The organism is Arachidicoccus sp. (genome assembly GCF_050436765.1).
Classification (GTDB): Bacteria; Bacteroidota; Bacteroidia; order Chitinophagales; family Chitinophagaceae; genus Arachidicoccus.
In genome coordinates this window covers 1-20,442 of the sequence record NZ_JBNQGD010000098.1, presented here as the reverse complement: position 1 = coordinate 20,442, position 20,442 = coordinate 1, and the positions used below count along the sequence as shown (strand labels likewise).

At 37.6% G+C, this 20,442-nt stretch carries 18 protein-coding genes and 1 tRNA gene; 3 read left to right on the top strand and 16 right to left on the bottom strand.

Features of this window, described 5'->3' with window-relative positions; translation table 11 throughout:
* Nucleotides 1-36: 36 nt before the first annotated feature.
* The 3 genes from prmC to ACQR30_RS04135 form a co-directional block, all read right to left on the bottom strand.
* Nucleotides 37-891 (bottom strand): peptide chain release factor N(5)-glutamine methyltransferase, encoded by an 855-nt coding sequence (gene prmC / locus ACQR30_RS04145; RefSeq protein WP_429731678.1) that lies wholly within the window; start codon nucleotides 889-891, stop codon nucleotides 37-39.
* Between the two features lie 474 nt (nucleotides 892-1,365).
* Complete coding sequence (locus tag ACQR30_RS04140; protein ID WP_429731675.1) at nucleotides 1,366-3,444, bottom strand: hypothetical protein; 2,079 nt, start codon at nucleotides 3,442-3,444, stop codon at nucleotides 1,366-1,368.
* Between the two features lie 421 nt (nucleotides 3,445-3,865).
* Nucleotides 3,866-3,936, bottom strand: a tRNA-Cys gene (locus tag ACQR30_RS04135).
* Between the two features lie 108 nt (nucleotides 3,937-4,044).
* Here ACQR30_RS04135 and ACQR30_RS04130 point away from each other — a divergent pair.
* The 3 genes from ACQR30_RS04130 to ACQR30_RS04120 are packed head-to-tail and all read left to right on the top strand — an operon-like array spanning nucleotide 4,045 to nucleotide 6,488.
* Nucleotides 4,045-4,923, top strand: a complete 879-nt coding sequence (locus ACQR30_RS04130) for a nucleoside phosphorylase (protein ID WP_429731672.1) — start codon at nucleotides 4,045-4,047, stop codon at nucleotides 4,921-4,923.
* A 29-nt stretch (nucleotides 4,924-4,952) separates the two neighbouring features.
* Nucleotides 4,953-5,735: a diaminopimelate epimerase gene (gene dapF / locus ACQR30_RS04125; RefSeq protein ID WP_429731669.1), complete on the top strand. Its 783-nt coding sequence runs from the start codon at nucleotides 4,953-4,955 to the stop codon at nucleotides 5,733-5,735.
* A 45-nt stretch (nucleotides 5,736-5,780) separates the two neighbouring features.
* Nucleotides 5,781-6,488, top strand: a complete 708-nt coding sequence (locus ACQR30_RS04120) for a DUF4197 domain-containing protein (protein WP_429731665.1) — start codon at nucleotides 5,781-5,783, stop codon at nucleotides 6,486-6,488.
* Between the two features lie 63 nt (nucleotides 6,489-6,551).
* Here ACQR30_RS04120 and phoU read toward each other — a convergent pair whose 3' ends face one another.
* The 13 genes from phoU to ACQR30_RS04055 form a co-directional block, all read right to left on the bottom strand.
* Nucleotides 6,552-7,214, bottom strand: coding sequence for a phosphate signaling complex protein PhoU (gene phoU, locus ACQR30_RS04115; RefSeq protein ID WP_429731662.1), 663 nt, complete (start codon nucleotides 7,212-7,214; stop codon nucleotides 6,552-6,554).
* A 51-nt stretch (nucleotides 7,215-7,265) separates the two neighbouring features.
* Nucleotides 7,266-8,024 (bottom strand): phosphate ABC transporter ATP-binding protein PstB, encoded by a 759-nt coding sequence (pstB, locus tag ACQR30_RS04110; RefSeq protein ID WP_429731659.1) that lies wholly within the window; start codon nucleotides 8,022-8,024, stop codon nucleotides 7,266-7,268.
* Complete coding sequence (gene pstA / locus ACQR30_RS04105; protein WP_429731655.1) at nucleotides 8,006-8,851, bottom strand: phosphate ABC transporter permease PstA; 846 nt, start codon at nucleotides 8,849-8,851, stop codon at nucleotides 8,006-8,008. The genes pstB and pstA overlap by 19 nt, the downstream gene beginning before the upstream one ends.
* 5 nt (nucleotides 8,852-8,856) lie before the next feature.
* Nucleotides 8,857-9,840: a phosphate ABC transporter permease subunit PstC gene (pstC, locus tag ACQR30_RS04100; RefSeq protein ID WP_429731652.1), complete on the bottom strand. Its 984-nt coding sequence runs from the start codon at nucleotides 9,838-9,840 to the stop codon at nucleotides 8,857-8,859.
* Between the two features lie 70 nt (nucleotides 9,841-9,910).
* On the bottom strand, nucleotides 9,911-10,996 hold the full coding sequence (pstS, locus tag ACQR30_RS04095; protein ID WP_429731649.1) for a phosphate ABC transporter substrate-binding protein PstS: 1,086 nt from the start codon (nucleotides 10,994-10,996) through the stop codon (nucleotides 9,911-9,913).
* 32 nt (nucleotides 10,997-11,028) lie between these two features.
* On the bottom strand, nucleotides 11,029-12,213 hold the full coding sequence (locus ACQR30_RS04090) for a hypothetical protein (RefSeq protein ID WP_429731647.1): 1,185 nt from the start codon (nucleotides 12,211-12,213) through the stop codon (nucleotides 11,029-11,031).
* Nucleotides 12,214-12,868: 655 nt separating this feature from the next.
* Nucleotides 12,869-13,885, bottom strand: a complete 1,017-nt coding sequence (locus tag ACQR30_RS04085) for a YncE family protein (protein ID WP_429731644.1) — start codon at nucleotides 13,883-13,885, stop codon at nucleotides 12,869-12,871.
* 326 nt (nucleotides 13,886-14,211) lie between these two features.
* Nucleotides 14,212-14,928, bottom strand: a complete 717-nt coding sequence (locus ACQR30_RS04080) for a phosphatase PAP2 family protein (protein ID WP_429731642.1) — start codon at nucleotides 14,926-14,928, stop codon at nucleotides 14,212-14,214.
* 51 nt (nucleotides 14,929-14,979) lie between these two features.
* Nucleotides 14,980-15,405, bottom strand: coding sequence for a hypothetical protein (locus ACQR30_RS04075; RefSeq protein WP_429731639.1), 426 nt, complete (start codon nucleotides 15,403-15,405; stop codon nucleotides 14,980-14,982).
* Between the two features lie 383 nt (nucleotides 15,406-15,788).
* Complete coding sequence (locus ACQR30_RS04070; protein WP_429731637.1) at nucleotides 15,789-16,598, bottom strand: sterol desaturase family protein; 810 nt, start codon at nucleotides 16,596-16,598, stop codon at nucleotides 15,789-15,791.
* A gap of 406 nt (nucleotides 16,599-17,004) precedes the next feature.
* Nucleotides 17,005-18,267 (bottom strand): sensor histidine kinase, encoded by a 1,263-nt coding sequence (locus ACQR30_RS04065; protein WP_429731634.1) that lies wholly within the window; start codon nucleotides 18,265-18,267, stop codon nucleotides 17,005-17,007.
* Nucleotides 18,267-18,932 carry a response regulator transcription factor gene (locus ACQR30_RS04060; RefSeq protein ID WP_429731632.1) on the bottom strand — a complete coding sequence of 222 codons (666 nt, stop codon included), beginning with the start codon at nucleotides 18,930-18,932 and terminating at the stop codon, nucleotides 18,267-18,269. The genes ACQR30_RS04065 and ACQR30_RS04060 overlap by 1 nt, the downstream gene beginning before the upstream one ends.
* Nucleotides 18,929-20,442: efflux RND transporter permease subunit (locus tag ACQR30_RS04055; protein ID WP_429731629.1), on the bottom strand; the 1,514-nt coding region annotated here is incomplete at its 5' end. The genes ACQR30_RS04055 and ACQR30_RS04060, both read right to left, overlap by 4 nt.

The window sequence follows — 20,442 nt, the reverse complement described above, 5'->3', positions numbered from 1 at the left end:
CAAACTACTAAAGAAATAATTTATTACAAAGAATTTTTATTTTTTAAACAAACAGTTAACCATTCTATCTTTTCCCTGTAAATCCCTTTTTATTTCAACATTTTGGAAGCCAATTGTTTGAAGCAGTCCGACAATTTCCTCACCAAAATTTTCGTTAATTTCAAAAAACAATCTACCATCATTTTTTAAGTGCAGTTTAGCAAACTGCGCTATCTTTTTATAAAAAACAAGGGGTTCGCTATTGGTCACAAACAATGCCGAATGAGGTTCATAGTTCAACACATTTGCGGCCATAGATTCTTTTTCATTCAATGCAATGTAAGGCGGGTTACTTATAATACAATCAAATTCATCTAAATCCTTCCAAGCAGTTTCTTCTAAGATATCTACTCTAAAGAAGTTCACTTTTGTATGATTGCGCAACGCATTCTTTTCAGCCATATTTAATGCATTTAAAGAAATATCGATCGCCGAGATTTGAGCATTAGATAATTTACTCTTTAACGCAACAGCAATACATCCACTGCCGGTGCCCACATCTAAAATATCTACATTTCTTTGTCCGAGGGTTTCAACAACCCAGCTCACCAATTCTTCCGTTTCCGGACGTGGAATTAATACACTTTCATCTACTAAAAACGATAGCCCGGCAAAATCTGCTTCACCTAAAACATATTGCACAGGCCTATTTTGGATTAGCTGTTGCGTGTATTTCTGCAATAAGCTAATTTGAAGGGCATCTAATTCAGTTTCTTTATTGATGAGCCTGTCGATACGAGATAGACCAGTAATTTTCTCCAGTACTAAATTTGCAATATTAGACGCTTCTTGAGCACCATATGGTTTCGTCAATGTTTGTTTAAGCGAGTTTTGGGCAATATGTATCGTCATCAAAAGAATATGGATGTAGTAGTCTGCTATGAATAAAAGGCATCATAAAGAAAACAATATATTAAGTCTTCTACCGACGTCATAAAGTTACATTGTGAGAGCCAAATTATCAAAAAAGCTCAAAATGGGATTTGGAATCATCCATAAAGCAGCCAAAAATCCATTTAATTCACCTAAATGACGAGCCGCTTATGTCAAATATCATAGAATTTCCATTGTGTGGGAAACCTCTTGGCGGAAGATGGACATTCTAGTTGGTTAATGACCAAAATTACGAGTTTTTTCGACCCAACCCTTCTTTTGAGTTGAAGTTATCGATATCAAAAAAACTATATCGAGATTATTACAGTTTTTCGATACCTAAAAATTATCACGTCGAACTTCTCAACAAATGTTTCAAATAATAACGGAAAAATCAAGAAGATTTCGAACACTTAATTACGATGAATCTTAAATCCGACATCTTGTTTTACCTCACACCCCCCCTTTAAAAATGGGCGGCGCCGGCGCATCAAAATGCGATGATGGCTTCTTCAGTGGTTCATCTAATGGCACACCTGTCTTTTTTTGCCTCGATACTTTGATAGCTCTCACCGGGCAAAGATACAGGTTGATTAATGTTCCTTCACAGCCGCGGTCGGGCATCATTTGTGCATACACTTTCATACATGCGTCAAACAGATTCAGTACATCATCGCACACAGCATTGTATTGTTTATTGCTGATACCCGGCTTCTTCAATTCATTAGCTTCGATAAATGCTTGTAAATAGATGATTGTAACGCTAAGCCTATTATCTAAAAATGCAATCGTGTTTTTCGCATAGTTATTTTTGTTGCCTGCTGCACATTTTTCCATTTCATCTTTTGCCTCCTGGTACAGCCCCAGCATGTCCTCTAAGTCCTTTTCGGGTTGAAAATTGAATCCGTTGCGCCAGGCTCCCATCCACGCAAAGCCTATATTAGACGTATGCGAACTGAAAGCCGTTTGTAACAGTAGCATGGCTTTACTAAATGTATCCGGTTTCGCAATGCCCAATCTTTCTGCATAATGTTTGTAAAACAACGCAGGCATTTCTGCTCCATACAATGTCGCAAGCGCAGCATACCTTGCCGTTATTTTATTTTCTGCTGTGCGCCAATGATTAAAATCAATCGTATATAAACGAACCGACGGGGATTTATCCGGCCGGCCATCGATCAATTGATAAATACCTTCGATACCATTTTGTTGCAGGTACATCATGCCGTCAAATTCTAACCAAGAATAGATAGTCGTGTTTTCCCAGTTATCTTCTGTTTGCAAAACTTTTGGTACATTGGCGGCTACATTGATACTGCCATGCGCGGGCAAAATGCTTATTGCACCGGCAGGCAAATATTTTCTGGCAAGATGATAAGATGCTACATTGTACTGATTCGTGCAGTAAATACCAAGCTTCAATGGCGGCAGATGAATATGTTGTTCTTTTATCGCTTTCATTGTTTTGAGAATATGACCTATCTGACCATAGATATAGCCCAAATCGGATTGGACAGGTCGAATAGGCGATGTAATGACGCTGTCATTTAAGATTCCTTTCCCAAAAAATGAGGTCAGTAGGCCTTTGGTTTCTTCAGCAGTATTATCAGGACCCCAGCCTCCACTTTCTTCAGAAATCATTTCAATGGCATCTAACTGCGGGTATTGACGATAGATTTGCTGAAGGGCATCTATTGTTGAGTTGACATCCAAGGAGGTACTTCTAGGCTCCCAAGATAATTGAATTGTCATCCCTACTCTTTTCGCTTCGGCCATGACTTCTTTTAACCAGTGCACGGACATTTGACTCCGTTTGGGGATATTGTCAAAAAAAGGCTCTATCTCAGGGATACAAAATGTCTGGTTGTTGTGTACGTGCTGTCTAATCAATACATTGTTCGGTATATCATGCCGATCACCATAGAAAAAATTGCCGGCATATTCAATCGTATCTTTTTTCTTTATCTCATACCACTGGCCCGGATAACTATGAAAAGCAATATGATTGAATCGCATCCGGGCTAGATTCCGCACGTACCGTTTCGCATCGGGTAGCGAATAAGAGGAAATATCCATCGGAAAGTTAAGGTGTTGTCTAATCCCACGGTACTTTACCAAGGGCACAATGGTCTGTGCATAGTTTCGAATGGCCGCTTTATGAATTCCATTACTCAAGTAATAACCATCAAATTCAAATGTATAACCTAGCTTTTCCAACAAAGTGTAAACCGCACACGGAATATCTTTATCGGCACTTCCGCTCAATTCTATGTATTGCTTTTTGTTTTTGGTAAAACATTTTACTGCAAAAGCACATTCGGGTAATTTGGGATTACTTTTTAATACAATGACCCAATCAGAAAACGCAGCGCGGTTGGCATAATGAAATCCATTTTTGTCGTTCAAGAATTTCTTCAGTTCTGCCTTACTAAATTCAATAACCGGCTGATTGTCAGAAGATACAATAGTAAAATTAGTAGCAGATGCAAAAAGTGGGTAGCATAATAATATAAATAATAATTTTTTCATCATTAAGATCTTTATTTTAGAAACTATTTAAGTCTTTATCGTTTTACATTATCTATCTTAAAATAGCAAGAAGATCATAGTCAGATATAAGTTTTAAGGCTTACCTAATCATATACTTTTTTGTCTTGTCATCTTCACGTCTCATATCGGCAATAAATGCCTACTTAAATGAACACTCCTTCCTACCGCTACTATATTCTATATGTTTTGAGATATTGAGCCATGATTTCATTATTTCTCAACCCTATCTTAAAAATCATTCAATTAATCCCGTGTTTCATTGCTAATAAAGTGCTAACAAAAATAAAGCTATTTAATACAATAAAAACAATAAAACGCAATTTGCGACAGAGAGAAAGTGCTATACCCAATGCATTTCACAACAAAAGCCCCTGTTTTCGGGGCTTTTATGAATTTTAGAAAGAGGTCCAGAGCGGATTCGAACCGCTGTAGGAGCTTTTGCAGAGCTCTGCCTAGCCACTCGGCCACCAGACCATTACTTGCTTAAGGGCTGCAAAAATAACATATTCCTCCGTATTTCAAAATACATTTTCAAAAAAATATTTGCTAACTTGCTGCCGTTAAAACATCCCCACTCATAACATGAACAATATCATCGCAGATAGTGAACTTATTATCAATGATCGAGGTGCTATTTATCATCTGAATGTGAGGCCAGAAGAATTGGCTTCTACTATTATTACAGTAGGCGATCCAGATCGTGTAAAAGAAATAAGCAAATATTTCGACCAAGTAGAAGTAATACAACAACATCGTGAATTTGTTACCCATACAGGTTTTATCGGTAAAAAAAGAATTTCAGTCGTTTCCACGGGTATTGGACCTGATAATATCGATATTGTCTTAAATGAGTTAGACGCTTTGGCCAATATTGATTTCTCCTCACGCACGATCAAACCGCAGTTGCATTCTTTAAATATTATCCGAATAGGAACTTGCGGATCACTTCAAGATGACATACCGGTAGATGCAGCTATTGTAAGCACACACGGTTTAGGTATCGACAATTTACTTAATTATTATTTGCAAGAAAATAATGAGGAGGAACGCGAGTTGATTCAGCAATTTATGCAACAAACCCAAATTGACCATCAATTTTCGAAACCTTATATCAGCTCCGCAGGAAGTGCCTTACTGAAAAATTTCGTAAAAGGATTTTATCATGGCATCACTGTAACCTGCCCGGGATTTTATGGTCCACAAGGGCGTGTGTTAAGATTAGGGCTACAATATCCTAATTTTGTTGATATGCTGACAAATTTTTCATACGGTTCCCATAGAATCGGTAACTTTGAGATGGAAACGAGCGCTATCTATGGTTTAGGGAAATTATTAGGTCACCAATGTCTTAGCATAAGTGCTGTGGTAGCTAATAGGGTATCACATACATTTTCCAAAGACGGTAAAGCGGCTGTAGAAAATACTATTCAAAAAGCGTTAGACATCATTAGTAACTTTTAATATATAATCTTAATTTTTTCAACATTTCAATGCAATCAATTACTTTTTATAAATATCAAGGTACAGGCAATGACTTTATAATGATAGATGGAAGGATACAGGAAATAAACTTAAGCAACAAAAACATCCAAGATTTCTGCAATCGTCGATTTGGCATAGGTGCCGATGGCGTTATTATTTTAAAAAATCATCCAACACTCGACTTTGAGATGGACTATTATAATGCCGATGGGTCACAAAGCATGTGTGGAAATGGTGGTAGATGCGCCGTACAGTTTGCCAGACACATGGGGCTTCTAAAAAACGAATTCCATTTTCTAGCCATCGATGGAGAGCATTTAGCCACAATAGAAGAGAATGAATGGGTTCACTTAAAAATGAAAGACGTCAATGGTGTTAAATCTATCAATAACGATTATGAGCTAAATACAGGAAGTCCCCACTACATAAAATTAGTCGCGCAATTGGATAATATAAATGTTGTAAAAGAAGGCAGGGCCATTCGTAATAGTGAATCCTATGAACAAGAGGGCATTAACGTAAACTTCGTACAAACAATTAACGATACAAGCATTTTTGTACGCACCTATGAACGTGGTGTAGAAGATGAAACCTTGAGTTGTGGCACAGGCGTTACCGCAGCAAGCCTTATATCCGCTCATAACGACCGGGGGTTCAACAGAATAGAAGTAGAAACTTTAGGCGGAAAATTAGCAGTTGAATTTGATAGAATTAGTGAAGAGCATTTTAATAATATTTGGCTCTGTGGCCCTGCGACGTTTGTTTACAAAGGAGAAAAAGCATTGGCGTAAGTAGACCTATATCCTGTTCTATCATAATTATAAATAACCTATACAATGAAAAAAATCTGTGTTCTTTTTGCTACTGCCCTATTACTTTCTTCCTGCGCCAATCTCAATCAACTAGGCAATGGCCTTAATGCTGTTAATTCACAAAATACAGGCAATACGACCAATACTGCCATCAAGGATTTGTTGTTACAAAGTGCGTTATCGGGGATCGGCAACTTAGGCACCCGCAATGGCTTTCTCAATAATTCATTATATAAAATATTACTTCCTCCTGAAGCTCAAAAAATTGCCGGAACCCTGCAAATGTTAGGGCTAGGTAGTTTGGTAAATAATGTGGAGACGCAGGTAAACCATTCAGCGGAGCAAGCTGTCGTATTGGCCAAACCCATCTTTACCAATGCTGTAAAAAACATGTCGATTACTGATGCAGCCGGATTAATAGCTGGCGGTGATAACTCGATTACTAATTTTTTCAAACAAAAAACTTCTAATCAATTGATTGCTGCTTTTATGCCGGTAATAAAAGCATCATTAGATAAGAATGACGCAACAAAATATTACAATCAACTAGCGACAACCTACAACAGTGTACCTTTAGTAAAAAATAAACTCAATCCCGACTTAACAAATTATGTTGCCAATCAAGCAATGAATGCGATGTTTAGTCAAATGGCTACTGCTGAGAAAAATATTCGTCACAATCCTGCACAACAAACAACGGCAGCTTTGAAGCAAATTTTTGGAAATAAATAATTTTAAAAAAATATGGGCTACTTGGTTAACCAGGTGGCCCATATTTTTCCTACAAAAATAATACTACTTGTCTTTATTGTGTTTTAGTACTTTTGCTTCTATATAAAAAATAATCTCTTCGGCAATATTTTTTGCCTGATCTCCCACCCGTTCCAGCTTACGGATAATAGAAAGGACATACAATAATTCGTCAATTTCAGATGAGTGTGTCTGTAAATATTCCTTGGTAAAATCAATAGCATTTCTGTTTACTTCGTCCAGAAATTCATCTCGTTGAAAAATGCTGCGTGCCAGGATTGTATTCTCATTTTCAAATGCGGCTAAGGCGTCGTCTAATATAGAGAAGGTTATGTCTAGCATCTCCAATACTTTAGAGGACTTTAATAATTCAGGTGAAAACTGCGTTTCAGTATGAATAATATATTTGGCAATTCCCTCCGCGATATCGCCAATGCGTTCCAGGTTGTTATTGATCTTTAACACCGCCAGCACAAACCTTAAATCGACTGCAACCGGCGTTCTCAATGCAAAAATATTCTCACAGTCGCGATCTATTTTCAACTCATAACCATTCACCCTCTTTTCCTTTATCACCACTTCACGAGCAAGGTTTTTATCAAAATTTACCATCGCCACTTTAGCCTTGTGTAACTGCACACGTACCAAGTTCCACATATTCACCACCTCTTCCTTTAATTGCAGGATTTCAAATTCTATTTGCGCCATAATCTATCGTTTAAAATAATTAAAATAATTTAACCTCATCTTACCCTCCAACTAGCTAAACCTGCCAGTAATATAATTTTGTGTCCTTACATCTTTTGGATTGGTAAACATTTGTTTTGTTTCGTCATACTCCACCAATTCTCCCATGTAAAAGAATGCCGTTTTATCACTTACTCTAGCCGCCTGTTGCATATTATGTGTAACAATGATAAGCGTATAATTCTTTTTTAACTCTTTAAATAATTCTTCTACGGTCGCTGTGGATATTGGATCCAGAGCAGATGTAGGCTCATCAAACAGTAACACTTCGGGTTGCATTGCCACAGCGCGAGCTATACACAAACGTTGTTGTTGTCCGCCTGAAAGAAAAGTCCCTTTTTTATTCAAAGAGTCTTTCACCTCACTCCACAAAGCAACTTTGGTCAGAGATTCTTCTACAATTCTATCCTTTTCCTGCTTTGCTAATTTAATACCATTCAATTTGTAGCCCGCCAGAACATTATCATTAATGCTTAAATTTGGGAATGGATTTGGACGTTGAAAAACCATCCCAACTTTTAAACGCACTGCTATCGGATGCATCTCCATGATATCTTCGTGATGCAGGAAAATATTGCCATCGGCGTGTGCTTCTGCTACCAGTTCATGCATTCTGTTGATGCCTCTAAGGAAAGTAGTTTTTCCGCATCCTGAAGGCCCCATTACCGCTATCACATTGTTTTCCGGTATTTCCATATTCACGTTTTTCACTACGTGATTATCCCCAAAATAAGAATTATAATTAATCGTCTTTATAATTGTACTTTCCATTTTCTTGTCATAATTTTTGTAAGCATATTAAGTGTAAGCACCAAAACCAATAAGACCAAAGAAGCTCCCCAAGCCAGATTCTGCCAATCTTTGTACGAGCTAGTGGCATAGTTAAATATCAGCAATGGTAAACTTTGCATTGGTTTCGCAAGGTTGGTTTCTATAAACGGATTACCAAATGCCGTGAAAAGCAAGGGTGCAGTCTCACCTGCCACCCGCGCCACAGAAAGCATTACCCCTGAAATAATTCCACTAAAACCACAAGGAATAATCACTTTTAAAATCACCCGGTGAAAGGGCATTCCGAGTGCATAAGCCGCTTCTTTTAAAGAGTCCGGTAATAATTTTAATGTTTCTTCTGTAGAGCGAATAATGATCGGGAACATCATCACGGCTAATGCTATACTGCCTGACAAGGCTGAGAAACCACCCATGGGTCGTACCAACCAGAAATAAGCAACAATACCAATCACGATAGATGGGACACCTTGCAAAATATCTATACATAAACTTGCCCAATAAGCAATTTTACTTTTTTTATTTTCACTTAAATAAATCCCACACATAATACCGATCGGCACCGCGATAATCGTCGCGACCACTATGATGATAAGTGTTCCGATAAGCGCATTAGCTACCCCTCCACCCGATTCCCCCACCGGTTTTGGAATATTAGTGATAAAGTTCCAATTGATTGCACTAATGCCTGATTTAATGATATAAATTAAAATCAAAGCTAAAGGCAAGACACAGGCAAACGCAAGCAATATGGTCAGCCAACGCATACCTCTATTTTTTGCAATCCGATATCTAAGTTTTGTATTCATTTCCATTAACTATTTTTTGTCGCTCTTTTTATTACTTTTTTCCCAATAAAATTGATTACAAACGTTACCAAAAACAAGAACAGTCCCATCTCTATCAATGCTGATAAATAAACAGGATGATCAGCTTCGGTAAATTCATTCGCGATGACACTAGCCATTGTATTGCCTGGAGCAAAAAGACTGTGAGGCAAAAAATTAGCGTTACCTATCACCATCGTTACCGCCATCGTCTCGCCAATGGCCCGGCCAAGCGATAGTAAAATGCCTGCGAACATCCCCGATTTGGAATAAGGTAAGATCACATTGCGCAAAACTTCCCATCTTGTGGCCCCCAAGGCATAAGCGCCTTCTTTCAATGAAGAAGGTACCATCTTAATCATCGTAGTCCCCAAAGATGCGGCATAAGGAATAATCATTATCGCTAAGACCAAAGATGCCGCAAAAAGTCCTACGCCGTTTGGCATCACCCCAATTTTGGTTTCTAATACACGGATCATTGGAACTAAAACGAAAAAGCCCCAAAAGCCAAATATCACGGACGGTACCGCAGCGATCAGGTCAATGGTACTTTTAATAAAATTGGAAAATCCTCCTTTAGGAAAATATTCTCCCAGAAATATTGCAATAGCAATAGAGAACGGAACCGAAATAACCAAGGCCATAAATGAAGTGATCAGTGTCCCCACTAAAAAAGGTAAGGCACCAAAGATATTTTGAACGGGATTCCAAGTCTTAGTCCAAAAGAATTTTAATCCTAAGGCTTTTATAGCCGGAAGCGACTGAATAAATAGGGTCAGCAAAATGCCGAAAACCAAAGTGATAATAACAATGCCCGTAAAGGTTAAGCCTCTCTTAAAAACTTTCTCCCCTTTGATATGGCGATACATTCGCTTTGTTTGTTTAGCTTTTTGCTTTGATAAAGTGATCTTATCTAAGCCTACACCGTCACCTGCTATTGCATCGGTCGAATTATTAATTGCAGAATCCATAATGTTTATTTATACAAAATCTATGAAGCATTTTTCAACACCCCATAGATGATTTGCTATACGCATTTTTTTATTTTAAAATAGCTTGTCCTTTGAAAGTAGCAGATTTTAAAAGTGCTTCTCCAGTAGTTACCGCGGCTGAAGATAATGGTGCATAATCTAAAGCGCTGCTGAACTGTTGTCCCCCATGTATCATCCAATCCACTAAATTCACTAATTGTTCTGCCTGAGCCTGCGTGCGATTATCATAGCCTTGCTCTTTATATAACAGGACCCAAGAAAAACCAGAGATAGGATAGCCATCTACCGCTTCGGTATTGGTTAATAGAACTTTCCCATCTGAAGGAATGGTAATATTTGCCGCTGCCGTAACACTTGCTATTGAAGGCACAATAAAGTTACCGGCTTTGTTTTGCATTATGGCATAAGGCATTTGGTTTTGAATTGCGTAAGCCAATTCAATATAACCGATTCCACCAGGCGTTTGTTTGATTAATCCAGAAACGCCTTCGTTGCCTTTTCCACCCAAACCTACTGGCCAGTTTACAGATGTACCGCTTCCTACTTTTGTACTCCAGTCTTGACTTACTTTAGAAAGATAAGAAGTGAATATAGCTGAAGTACCACTTCCGTCCGAACGATGTGCGACTACGATGTCCATTGCAGGAAGTTTTACTCCTGGGTTTACGGCCGCAATTTGAGCATCATTCCATTTAGTTATTTTTCCTAAATAAATGTTAGCCAAAACATCGGGCGTAAATTTTAAAGTGTCTTTCACTGCCGGCAAATTGTAGCTAATTACTACAGCACCTGCCGTAATGGGGATGTGCAACACTTCACCAGGAGCATCTTTCATTTGCGTGGCGTTCATCGGAGCATCCGATGCACCAAAATCAACCGTTTTGTGCGTTAATTGAGCGATGCCCGCACCTGAACCTACTGACTGATAATTTACTTGAATCTTTGTAGAATCATTATAAGAAGCGAACATCTTAGAGAACAAAGGATTATCAAAAGAACTACCTGCGCCAATAATCATTTTGTTGCTGGAAGAAGAACTATTGTTGTTACCACCACTATTGCAAGCAGTTAGAGAAAATGTTGTCGCAAGAATCCCTGCAACCAACGTTCCAAATTTGAAGATATTTTTTTTCATTTTCTATTATTTTTTAAGAAGAGTTAAGATTTTTATTTACCGAATATGTAATAAAATGTCAAGCGATACACCACGTCAGAAGCATTGTATTTTGAAACGGGGCCCTGATTTTTGTGTGAATCAATCCAAACATTCGGCATAAAATGTACTTTGCTATCAGGTGTAAAATCCAAGCCAGCTGTAATAAATTGGTCTTTTGTATTAGGATCGTTATAGCCGCTTGTATTACCTACGTACTTACTATATTTCGAATTGTCGATTTTATCGTTAGGATTAGAAGCATCATAGCGCGCGAAGAAATTCAATTTATTTTTTATGAGCGCGCCGCGTGCAAAAACCGATATACCTTTTGCTTTCACACTCAACACATCAACATTGCCAGTAGAAATTTCAGTCGCCTGATCATCGTTTTTCAAATTGTTAATATAGCCTTCAACACCCACTGTGAAAGTTGGAATTGTGTAAGCAACAAATCCTTTAAACATATTTCGTGAATGTTTCAATCCATTGATGGGAGACATTTGATTATAATCAGCATACAAGTTTACATAAAGATGTTTGTCGAAAAATTTCCCCCAGATATCACTATAAAGCCATTTATAATTATCGCTTTCCTGTTTTGCACCGTTGCCATTTGCGACCATTAAGTCATAACCGAAATTACCTGTCTTAGGATCAAACTTTCCTTGCAATGCGGCGCCAAGATCATAAGAAGGTGTACCGCGGACATCTATTTGCGTTTTTTCAATCGAGCGATACCCCCACAGTGGTTCAGAAGACATGGCGAAACCTGGAGTTGATATCTGACCCAACACGAGGTCGGTTCCTTTCCACAGATCCTTAACACGAAGATTTGCTAACTTTACATAGAAAGCCATCTTGCTATCTGATAAAGTCTCACTATTTGTAGCCTCTAATAATACTTCTGTGGAAATTTTTTGGTTGATGTTGAAATCGTAACCTAGATAAGCACGTCTTATCTGAAAGGCAGTTCTATTTTTTGGTACACCAGAATATTGAGCGCCACCTCTGCCCAAAGTATCTGCCGAACCTTTATAATAGGCATCACCGAAAACATATCCCCAAAGATGCCCAGTCATGGGTGTTTTGGCTTTAAACGCAGAATCGTTGTTCAATAGATATTGGGCGTTCGCTGTTTGTCTGGTACCAGCTATTACCCAAAAAATAATCAGCAAGCTAAATGCAGTTTTTTTCATTTTTTTTCTCATTTTTATGCTGCAAAATAACCACCACAATATTATCTGAATGTTACGCCAGTATTAAGTTAATATGAACAACGTGAAATAGATTTTTAGATCTTTTCATCTTTGTGTGGATGCCTACAAGTATTCCGGGAGAAATAAAATGTAAAAAAGAAAGCTTCTAGATTAACTTCTAGACAGTTATAATAAAATTTGATAAAATGTGGCCATGAACGTTTTGTTCAATTATCTATCGCAAAAATCCTCCTTAGCAGGTACCGCCGCATAAGGAAATTAAACGTTGTTTTAGAAGATGATTTATCGGCAGTTCCGCATCTGGCTTTTGTTGTCAATCATTTTGAGTTCGCGTCTGTTTTCAAGAAAGAAAGGAGATGCTTGTTTGTCAGCAGGTATATTCCCTGCACCAAAGGAGCTCCTAATCATTTAACCCAGAGGGGTACGATCAAGCAACCAGCCGTTACAAGATCACCCGTTTTTATAAATGCTCTGCGAGATGTCGATTGTGATTTCATTTCACAAACAATAAGTATCCTAGGCCACTTAAAGAGATGACCCGCGTTACAAAAGATCCTAATATCGCGGATTAGCTGACCTAAAGGAAACAAAATTATGCTTATGTGTAAGGATTTTATTGGTAAGCCGTAAGGACTTATTTTAGGGGCTTTACCACCAAAACCTCAAAACTTCCGGGGATTGTCACAGGTCTTTTATGTGCTACTTCATTTTTCTCAAAATTGGCTGTCGGCAAGTATAGTGTATGTGTATGCGTATCCAATGCAATCGTTCTTGCCCCTTTTTTTGTCAAAAGATTTTGTTGAACAACAAAATTATCTTTATTCATTTCCTTTATTACCGTAAGTGTACCCTCTCCATTAGAAGAAAAGACTTGTTTGCTGGCATCATCGAAGGCAACACCATCGCATCCTCTGCCAATGGGCAAGGTGGTAATTATTTTCCCATTATTCGCATTCATCACCACAAGTAGTTGATTGTCGCATCCCGCAAAAAGCCTCTTTGTTTCTTTATCAAATGCAAGACCGCTGGGGCCCTCACCTGGGCTTAACGGCCATTCATTCAAAATCCGACCCCTCGCCAAATCAATTTCTGTTATCAAACTTTTGTCTTCAATGTTTACATATACTTTTCCTGTTCCATCGGCAACTGCTGTTTCTGGTTTTCCCGCTAATGCGATCGTTGCAACCACTTTTTCGGTTACAGGGTCAATGATACTCAAACTATTGCTATGCCCGTCGCATACTATAATCTTCTTAGAAAAATCATCATACATTATTGCATCGGGATTTTTACCTGTAGCAATACGTGCCAGGATTTTATATGTTGAAAGGTCAAAAACAATGACGCTATCAGCTCTGCCTTCACTGATAAAACCTTTATTTAAAGCAGGGACAAATGCAAAACCATGCACGCCGATAGTACCGTTAATGACTCCGACCAAAGCACCCGTTTTTTTATTGATAATATTCACCAGTTTACTGTGGGAAACGTACAAATTGTTCTGATGGACGGCTAAGTAATCCCAGCCCCCATCGCCACCAATCTTTAGAGTTTTGGCAACAAAATATTTTTTATTCGTTTGTGCGGTAACCCATGTAATATTTACAAGGACTATCATTACAAGTAAAAGGGCTGGAAATAATCTTTTCATGATTTTTTTACAAAAAAAACGTTGAATTCTGAATTCATTCTGAAGTTTTAGCGAAGAGGAAAGGAAGATTTTCAATAGTCTTAAGCTTCATCAAGAAATCTGCCGTCCTTACAAGGCTGCTTTAATCTTTGTCCTCAAATACCTATAAACTCTGCTAAAGTTACAAATACTTACTTACAAGCAAACAACATCGTTACTCTTTAGGCTATGAGTGGAAGATTGAAAATATCTTTTGTTTGCCCTAATCGAAGCTACCTGGCTTACATTACAAGTGAGGCTGATTTAGTTTACAAAAGGAAAGAATGTTACCCTATAATTCCTCTAAATTAATAATCTGCCGGATTAAAAACAATTTTCTTTCTGCCCCATTTATAGTGGTGTGTCCAATAGGCGACTTTCATTGATAAGACGCCAATACCGGCGCCTACCAAAATGTCACATATATAATGCTTATTGTTGGCCATACGTAAAACCCCCACTCCTGAAGCCAATCCGTATGCGGCATAAGGCATCCATTTAAAGCGATCTTTATATTCTTCGCTTAATAAAGTGGCAGCAGCAAATGCCTGCGCGGTATGCCCTGACGGGAAAGAATTATAAGCCGAACCGTCCGGTCGCAACTCTTTTACCGAATTTTTCAATATATAAACGATACCCAGCATCATCACTTCACCCTTAAACATAATTGCGGAGCGGTTCATAAAATCTGTTTTTGATTTCACGCCTGCCGCATCCAATCCATAAGCGATTAGAAAAGGAGAAAATTGAAGGTAGTTATCTATATGCGTCCTGAAGCTGGAAAAATGATTATCTCTAAGTTCCACTAATTCATTTTTCACGCCTTCTTTCTTATTCCAAAACGTGGCCAAACCTGCGGCCACCAATCCGCCCGGCACATACAACTGGTGATAACTAAAACGTAGCGGAGCAATTGTATCTGTCGCGTATTTGGTATATACAGCTGTATCAGCAACCTGTTGTGCATTCGCTGCAAAAAAGGTAAACAAAAACAGTAAAAGCAAAAGAGCCCTACTACGCTTCATATAAATAATTTGGGCAGAGATAAGGCTCAATTCTGAACGAAATCTGAAATGTTAATCGTCCTCGCCTACTTTCAGAAAATTCCCGCCTTTATCAAAAATATAGGCTTTCCCTTTTACATCTGCCTCAAAAGTAATGGAACCTTTTGCGTCTTTGTTAAGAGATACCTCTTTAACGTTCGCATGTACATTCTTAGTCATATAATCTTTGGCCATTGCAGGCAGACCTTTCGGGTTAATATCTGTCTCTGAACCGACAAATTTCCCTGTAGGACTAAACATTGCTGAGTGGTCATACCCATTTTGTTTCCAGTTGCCTTCGAAATTTCCTTTTTCGGTTTCCCATTTGGGATGAGCCACATGTGGGTAAGCTTTCATAAAAGCCTCTTTTGCCATTTGTGGAACGTGTACCTGTGCACAAGCACCAATGGAAGTTAAACTAATTGCCGCAATTGCCATCCCAATCATTTGATGTTTCATTTCTTTGAAATTTTAGTTATTAAATAATGTGCGACAAAGCTAAAACCTCAATCTGTGAAGAATCTAAAGGCAATTTGTGGAAAAGCTGAATCAAAATTTTGAAATGCCAGCCCGTTATTCTGATTCTGATTGCTCGTCAAAGCAAGCTTGTCAATACAATTACCCGGTAAAAGATTCTCTGGCATCCCATTTAAAGTTTAAGTTAGCACCTAAAATAATTCTTTAAACTTTTAAAGCCTAACTATGAACATAGATATGGCTTCAGCTTTAGTTTCACATTTAATAAAGCTAATATCCAAAGCCACGCAAAAACAAAAGGGAACATATCGAAAGCTGAAGTAATGCTTTTAAGTGCAATGCAGTTCTTGCCTTTCAAATGCTTCTCACTTTTTTCTAAAAGGCATTTTTATGAGGTTTTTAAAATCAGGATGGTCTCCGGCCTCCAAATGTGTATCTAAACCAAATATCAAATCGTCAACAGGCAGCGTATTAAAAGTCCCAAATAATCTGTCCCAAATACTTAGTACATCTCCATAATTGCAATCAGTATATGGCTGTTTATAGTGATGATGAACTTGATGCATGTTGGGCGTAATAAGTACTAGTCCTAAAACATTATTTATCTTTTCCGGCAAACGATAATTTATATGCGCAAACAATGTGGTAAAAACTTGAATTATCTGTCTTAAAGTTAACGCCCAAAAAACAGCCCCACTTAAGAATACCCAAAGTAACGTAAATGACAATCTTATAATAGTTTCTCCTGGATGCTCCCTTAATGTGGTGGAAATATCTACCATATTATCGGAGTGATGTACCAAGTGGAATCGCCAAAGTATCTTAAATTTATGCATTACGACATGGTAGACATATTCACCAAAATCAAGTAGGACAAAAGTCGCTAAAAAAAGCAGCACTGGTTTTCTCCCAAAATGGAAAAGAAAGGACAGCCCGAACTTGTGCATGGTTGTCCATTTAATAACCTCGACAAAGGCTATTCCTAAAATAAATTGACAGGGAATACTAGTCAAAATAAATGGAGCATTTACAAAGCTGTGTTTCCATTTTTTATAATTGAATATTACACCATATATATTTTCAATATTCCAACTAATAAAAAATATACTGACAAATAAAACCAGTTGTACCAAATTGCCATGTGACGAAATATAATTTCGAAATGAGTGATTCATTTTATAATAATTAAAATATTCTTTGCCAACGTTTTTCCATATTTCTAAATTAAGTTCCAATACTTATATATTGACAATAATCTTTTCAGGAATATTGTCCAAAATTATAACTGCAAAATAGTTTTTATTCCCACAGTAATGAAAATATTTTATCAATCTGTTTGCCATTCGATTTCTGGCATCCCCCTAAATCCACTCTCTGCGTCTAAAATGCCCCATTTATTTCATTTTTTTACAGGTAAACCTATTAAATAGAGCCCATTTCCCAACTTCATTTTCAGCGATTACGTAAACTTCATTTTGCCGGTAAAATCATGCATATTTCTTTAACATCTTCGTCATTATTCATCGACAACCTAAAATTAAATAGGTGAAAAATCTAAGGAAAATCGCTACAAAATATGGGCTAAATATCAATCTGAAAGCAATGCATGCCTTCTTTAAAATAATAATTTAATTGCAAGTAATGAAGCGTCGCAATACTTTTAGCAATAGCCAATCCTAAACCATTGCCTTTAACATTTTCCGACTTAGAAAATCTTGTAAAAAGTTTGTCTTTTGCGATGGACATTGCCATTCCGGGGTTTTTTATAATAATAGTGTCTTTGGAAACATCAACTGTAATTAAAGCACCGCTTTCAGAATGCTGAATAGCATTACGAAGAAGGTTTTTAATCATTGTTTTAAACAATTGCTTGTTGCCTTTTAAGGAGAGTATTTCAACAGAAGAATTAATTTTTATCTCCTGTGCTTTTGCATCAGCCATAAATTGCAATTCGTTTTTGGTTTCCAAGGCAACGGCATTTACCTCAAAGTTTTCATTAAAAGCAAATTGACGATTTTCAATTTTACTTAAGAGCAATAGATTCTTATTCAGTCTCTCCATTTGCTCGATCACCTGATACATATCATCAATCAATCTACTTTGTTCTTCTGATAACGCTTTATCTTGCAATAATAATTCCAATTTAAATTTCAAAACAGACAGGGGTGTTTGCAATTCATGTGATGCATTTTCCGTAAATTCTTTCTGCGAAAGATAAGCGTTGCGCACACCTACCGCCAACTGACGAACCGACCTGTTCAATTGCCGAAATTCTTGTATCCTACTATCTACAGTTGGCTCAGCAACAGAATTTTCCAATTTGAAACTCTTCAAAAATTCCAGATTTTCATAAAATGGCTGCCATACTTTTTTATTGATGAAATAATTGATGACAACTGCGCCTAGTAGCAATAGACAAAACAAGGTAAACTGAATAATTAAAATAGTTTGCACCAAATCTTCCTGCTCTATCATCGAAGATTTTATCTGAACGATGTATTCCTGGCCGAGTATATTTATGCGCTTTTGCAGAATACGATAGTCCTCAGGTTCATCATCAGCATTTGTCTTTCTTTTCTCCGTAAAAGGCGCTTTATGAAAGACCAGGCTATCCGCTTTTACGATATCCAAATCGTTATCTAAAGTTCTCCATAGTGCCAAATCTCTTTCAGATTTTATAAAATTCTGATGTATTGGAATTTCTATTGCCTGTTGCGATAAATCGTTATCAATGGAGTGGATAAAAATCTTGTTCAATACAAAATAAAATACCGGGATGCTTATAAATAATAGCAAAGCTGTAAATAACAAATAACGAATAGATGTGTAATTGAGTAACTTCATTAAGATAATTTATAGCCCGTTCCGTAAATAGTTTTAATAGAACTACCCATCGAAGATAATTTCTTTTTAAGATTTTTTATATGTGTATAAATGATATCAAAATTATCGAAATACATCGCCGACTGACCCGATAGATGTTCGGCAATGGCATTCTTGGAAATAACGCGGCCTTTATTCATTACCATAAAAAGCAGCAATTCAAATTCTGTTTTGGTTAAGCAAATTTCTTTATTCTCCACAAAAACCGCTTTTGCCCGAATATCTATTTTTATATCCTGGAAAGATATTTCGTTACTCCCGCCCATTTGTCTTCGTCTGATGATCGATTGCACACGTGCGCTCAATTCCGCTAAGTGAAAAGGTTTGGAAAGGTAATCGTCTGCGCCGGCTTTTAGAGAAAAGATGCGGTCTTCCAAAGAATTCTTTGCAGAAACAATAATCACTCCATCCATTTTTTTATCCTGTTTCAATTCTTCCAACAAGGTCAAACCACTTCCGCCGGGCAGCATTATATCCAACAAAATACAATCGTAATCGAAGTATTCAATTTTTTCGCGGCCTTCTTTTATATTCGTCGCGATTTCGCATACATAATTTTCCTTTTGCAAATATTGCTGAATACTCAGTGCCAACTCTTTTTCATCTTCAACAATCAGTATTTTCATAATTCATCGTTTTGTTGAATACCCTTTATTTCCGTTTCGTTCAATTTTGGCTTTATTAAATTTAACAAGCTAGGCAGCACAATGAGTAACAAGGGCAAAGCTATTAAAAACCCACCAATAACGGCAATAGCCAATGGCTGGTGCAATTGCGCGCCCGTACCAATGCCCAATGCCAATGGCATTAAAGCAATAATGGCCCCTATAGCTGTCATCAACTTGGGCCTTAGCCTTGTACTAATGGCGTAAATAATAGATTGCTCTTTGTTCATTTTTCGCAATGACTCGTGAAATTGCAAATAGGTAAAAATGGCGTTCTCCCCAATAATACCTACAATCATGATCAATCCGGTATAGCTCCCTACATTTAATGGCGTATTTGTCAAAAACAATAAAAGATAACTTCCTGAAATGCCCAATACTGAAATTAGCAAAATAACGAATGCTACGCGCACATCGCGAAATAAGAATAAAATCACAAGAAAAACCAGCAGGCTCGATAAAGCCAATATCATCAGCAATTCTTTGAATGACTGCTGTTGCGAGGCATATGCACCTCCATAACTAATGCTATAGCCTTTGGGTAGATTTATTTTGCCGGCAATATCTTTTTTTATTTCCTGCATTGTACTACCCAGATCACGATTCTCCAATCGACTGGTTACAATACCCATTGTCTGTAGATCTTCCCGGTTCACTTCTGCCGCGCCGGGTTGCAAAATTACTTTTGCAAATTCTTTGATAGGTTTCGTCTGTCCATTGGGCAGAAAAATTAAACTATTATTAACCGCATTCACCGAAAGATTATTGGAACTGGGATATATTAAACGCACCGGCGTAAATTGCTGCGGATCAAAAATATTCCCCGCTACATTGCCTTCCAACCCTGTTTGTAACTGATATTGGAAACTGGCCGGTGTTATATTATACTGGGCCAATTTTACAAAATCGGGCACTACTTTTATAGAAGGACCGGCAATGACAATGCCATCAAAAACGTCGGCCGTTCCGTTTACATTTTCTAAAATAGCGGCAACTTTCCTAGAATATTGCTGGATCGTTTTTTGGTCAGGCCCAAATATTTTGATTTCTACCGGCTGCACAGAACTCATTAAATCACCCAACATATCACTAATTACCTGCCCAAAATCTATGCGTAAAGATGGCTGAGAAGCTTCAATTTTAGTGCGCAATTCATTAATTACTTCATCGGTGGAAACATTTCTTTTTTTCTTCAATTGAATTTGATAGTCTCCCGTATTTGGCTCGGTAATAAAGAAGCCCATCTGTGTTCCGGTACGCCGACTATATGCCTGCACATGAGGATTAGCTACAATTATTTTTTCCACTTCCTGCAATACCTTGTCAGTCTCTTCTAATGTAGTTCCGGGCGGAGAGGAATAGTCCATAACGATAGTCCCTTCATCCATCTCAGGTAAAAAACCTGTTCCTAACCTCGGTAAAACTACAATAGAACTGACAAGCAAAATCGCCATAAAAATAAAGCTATATA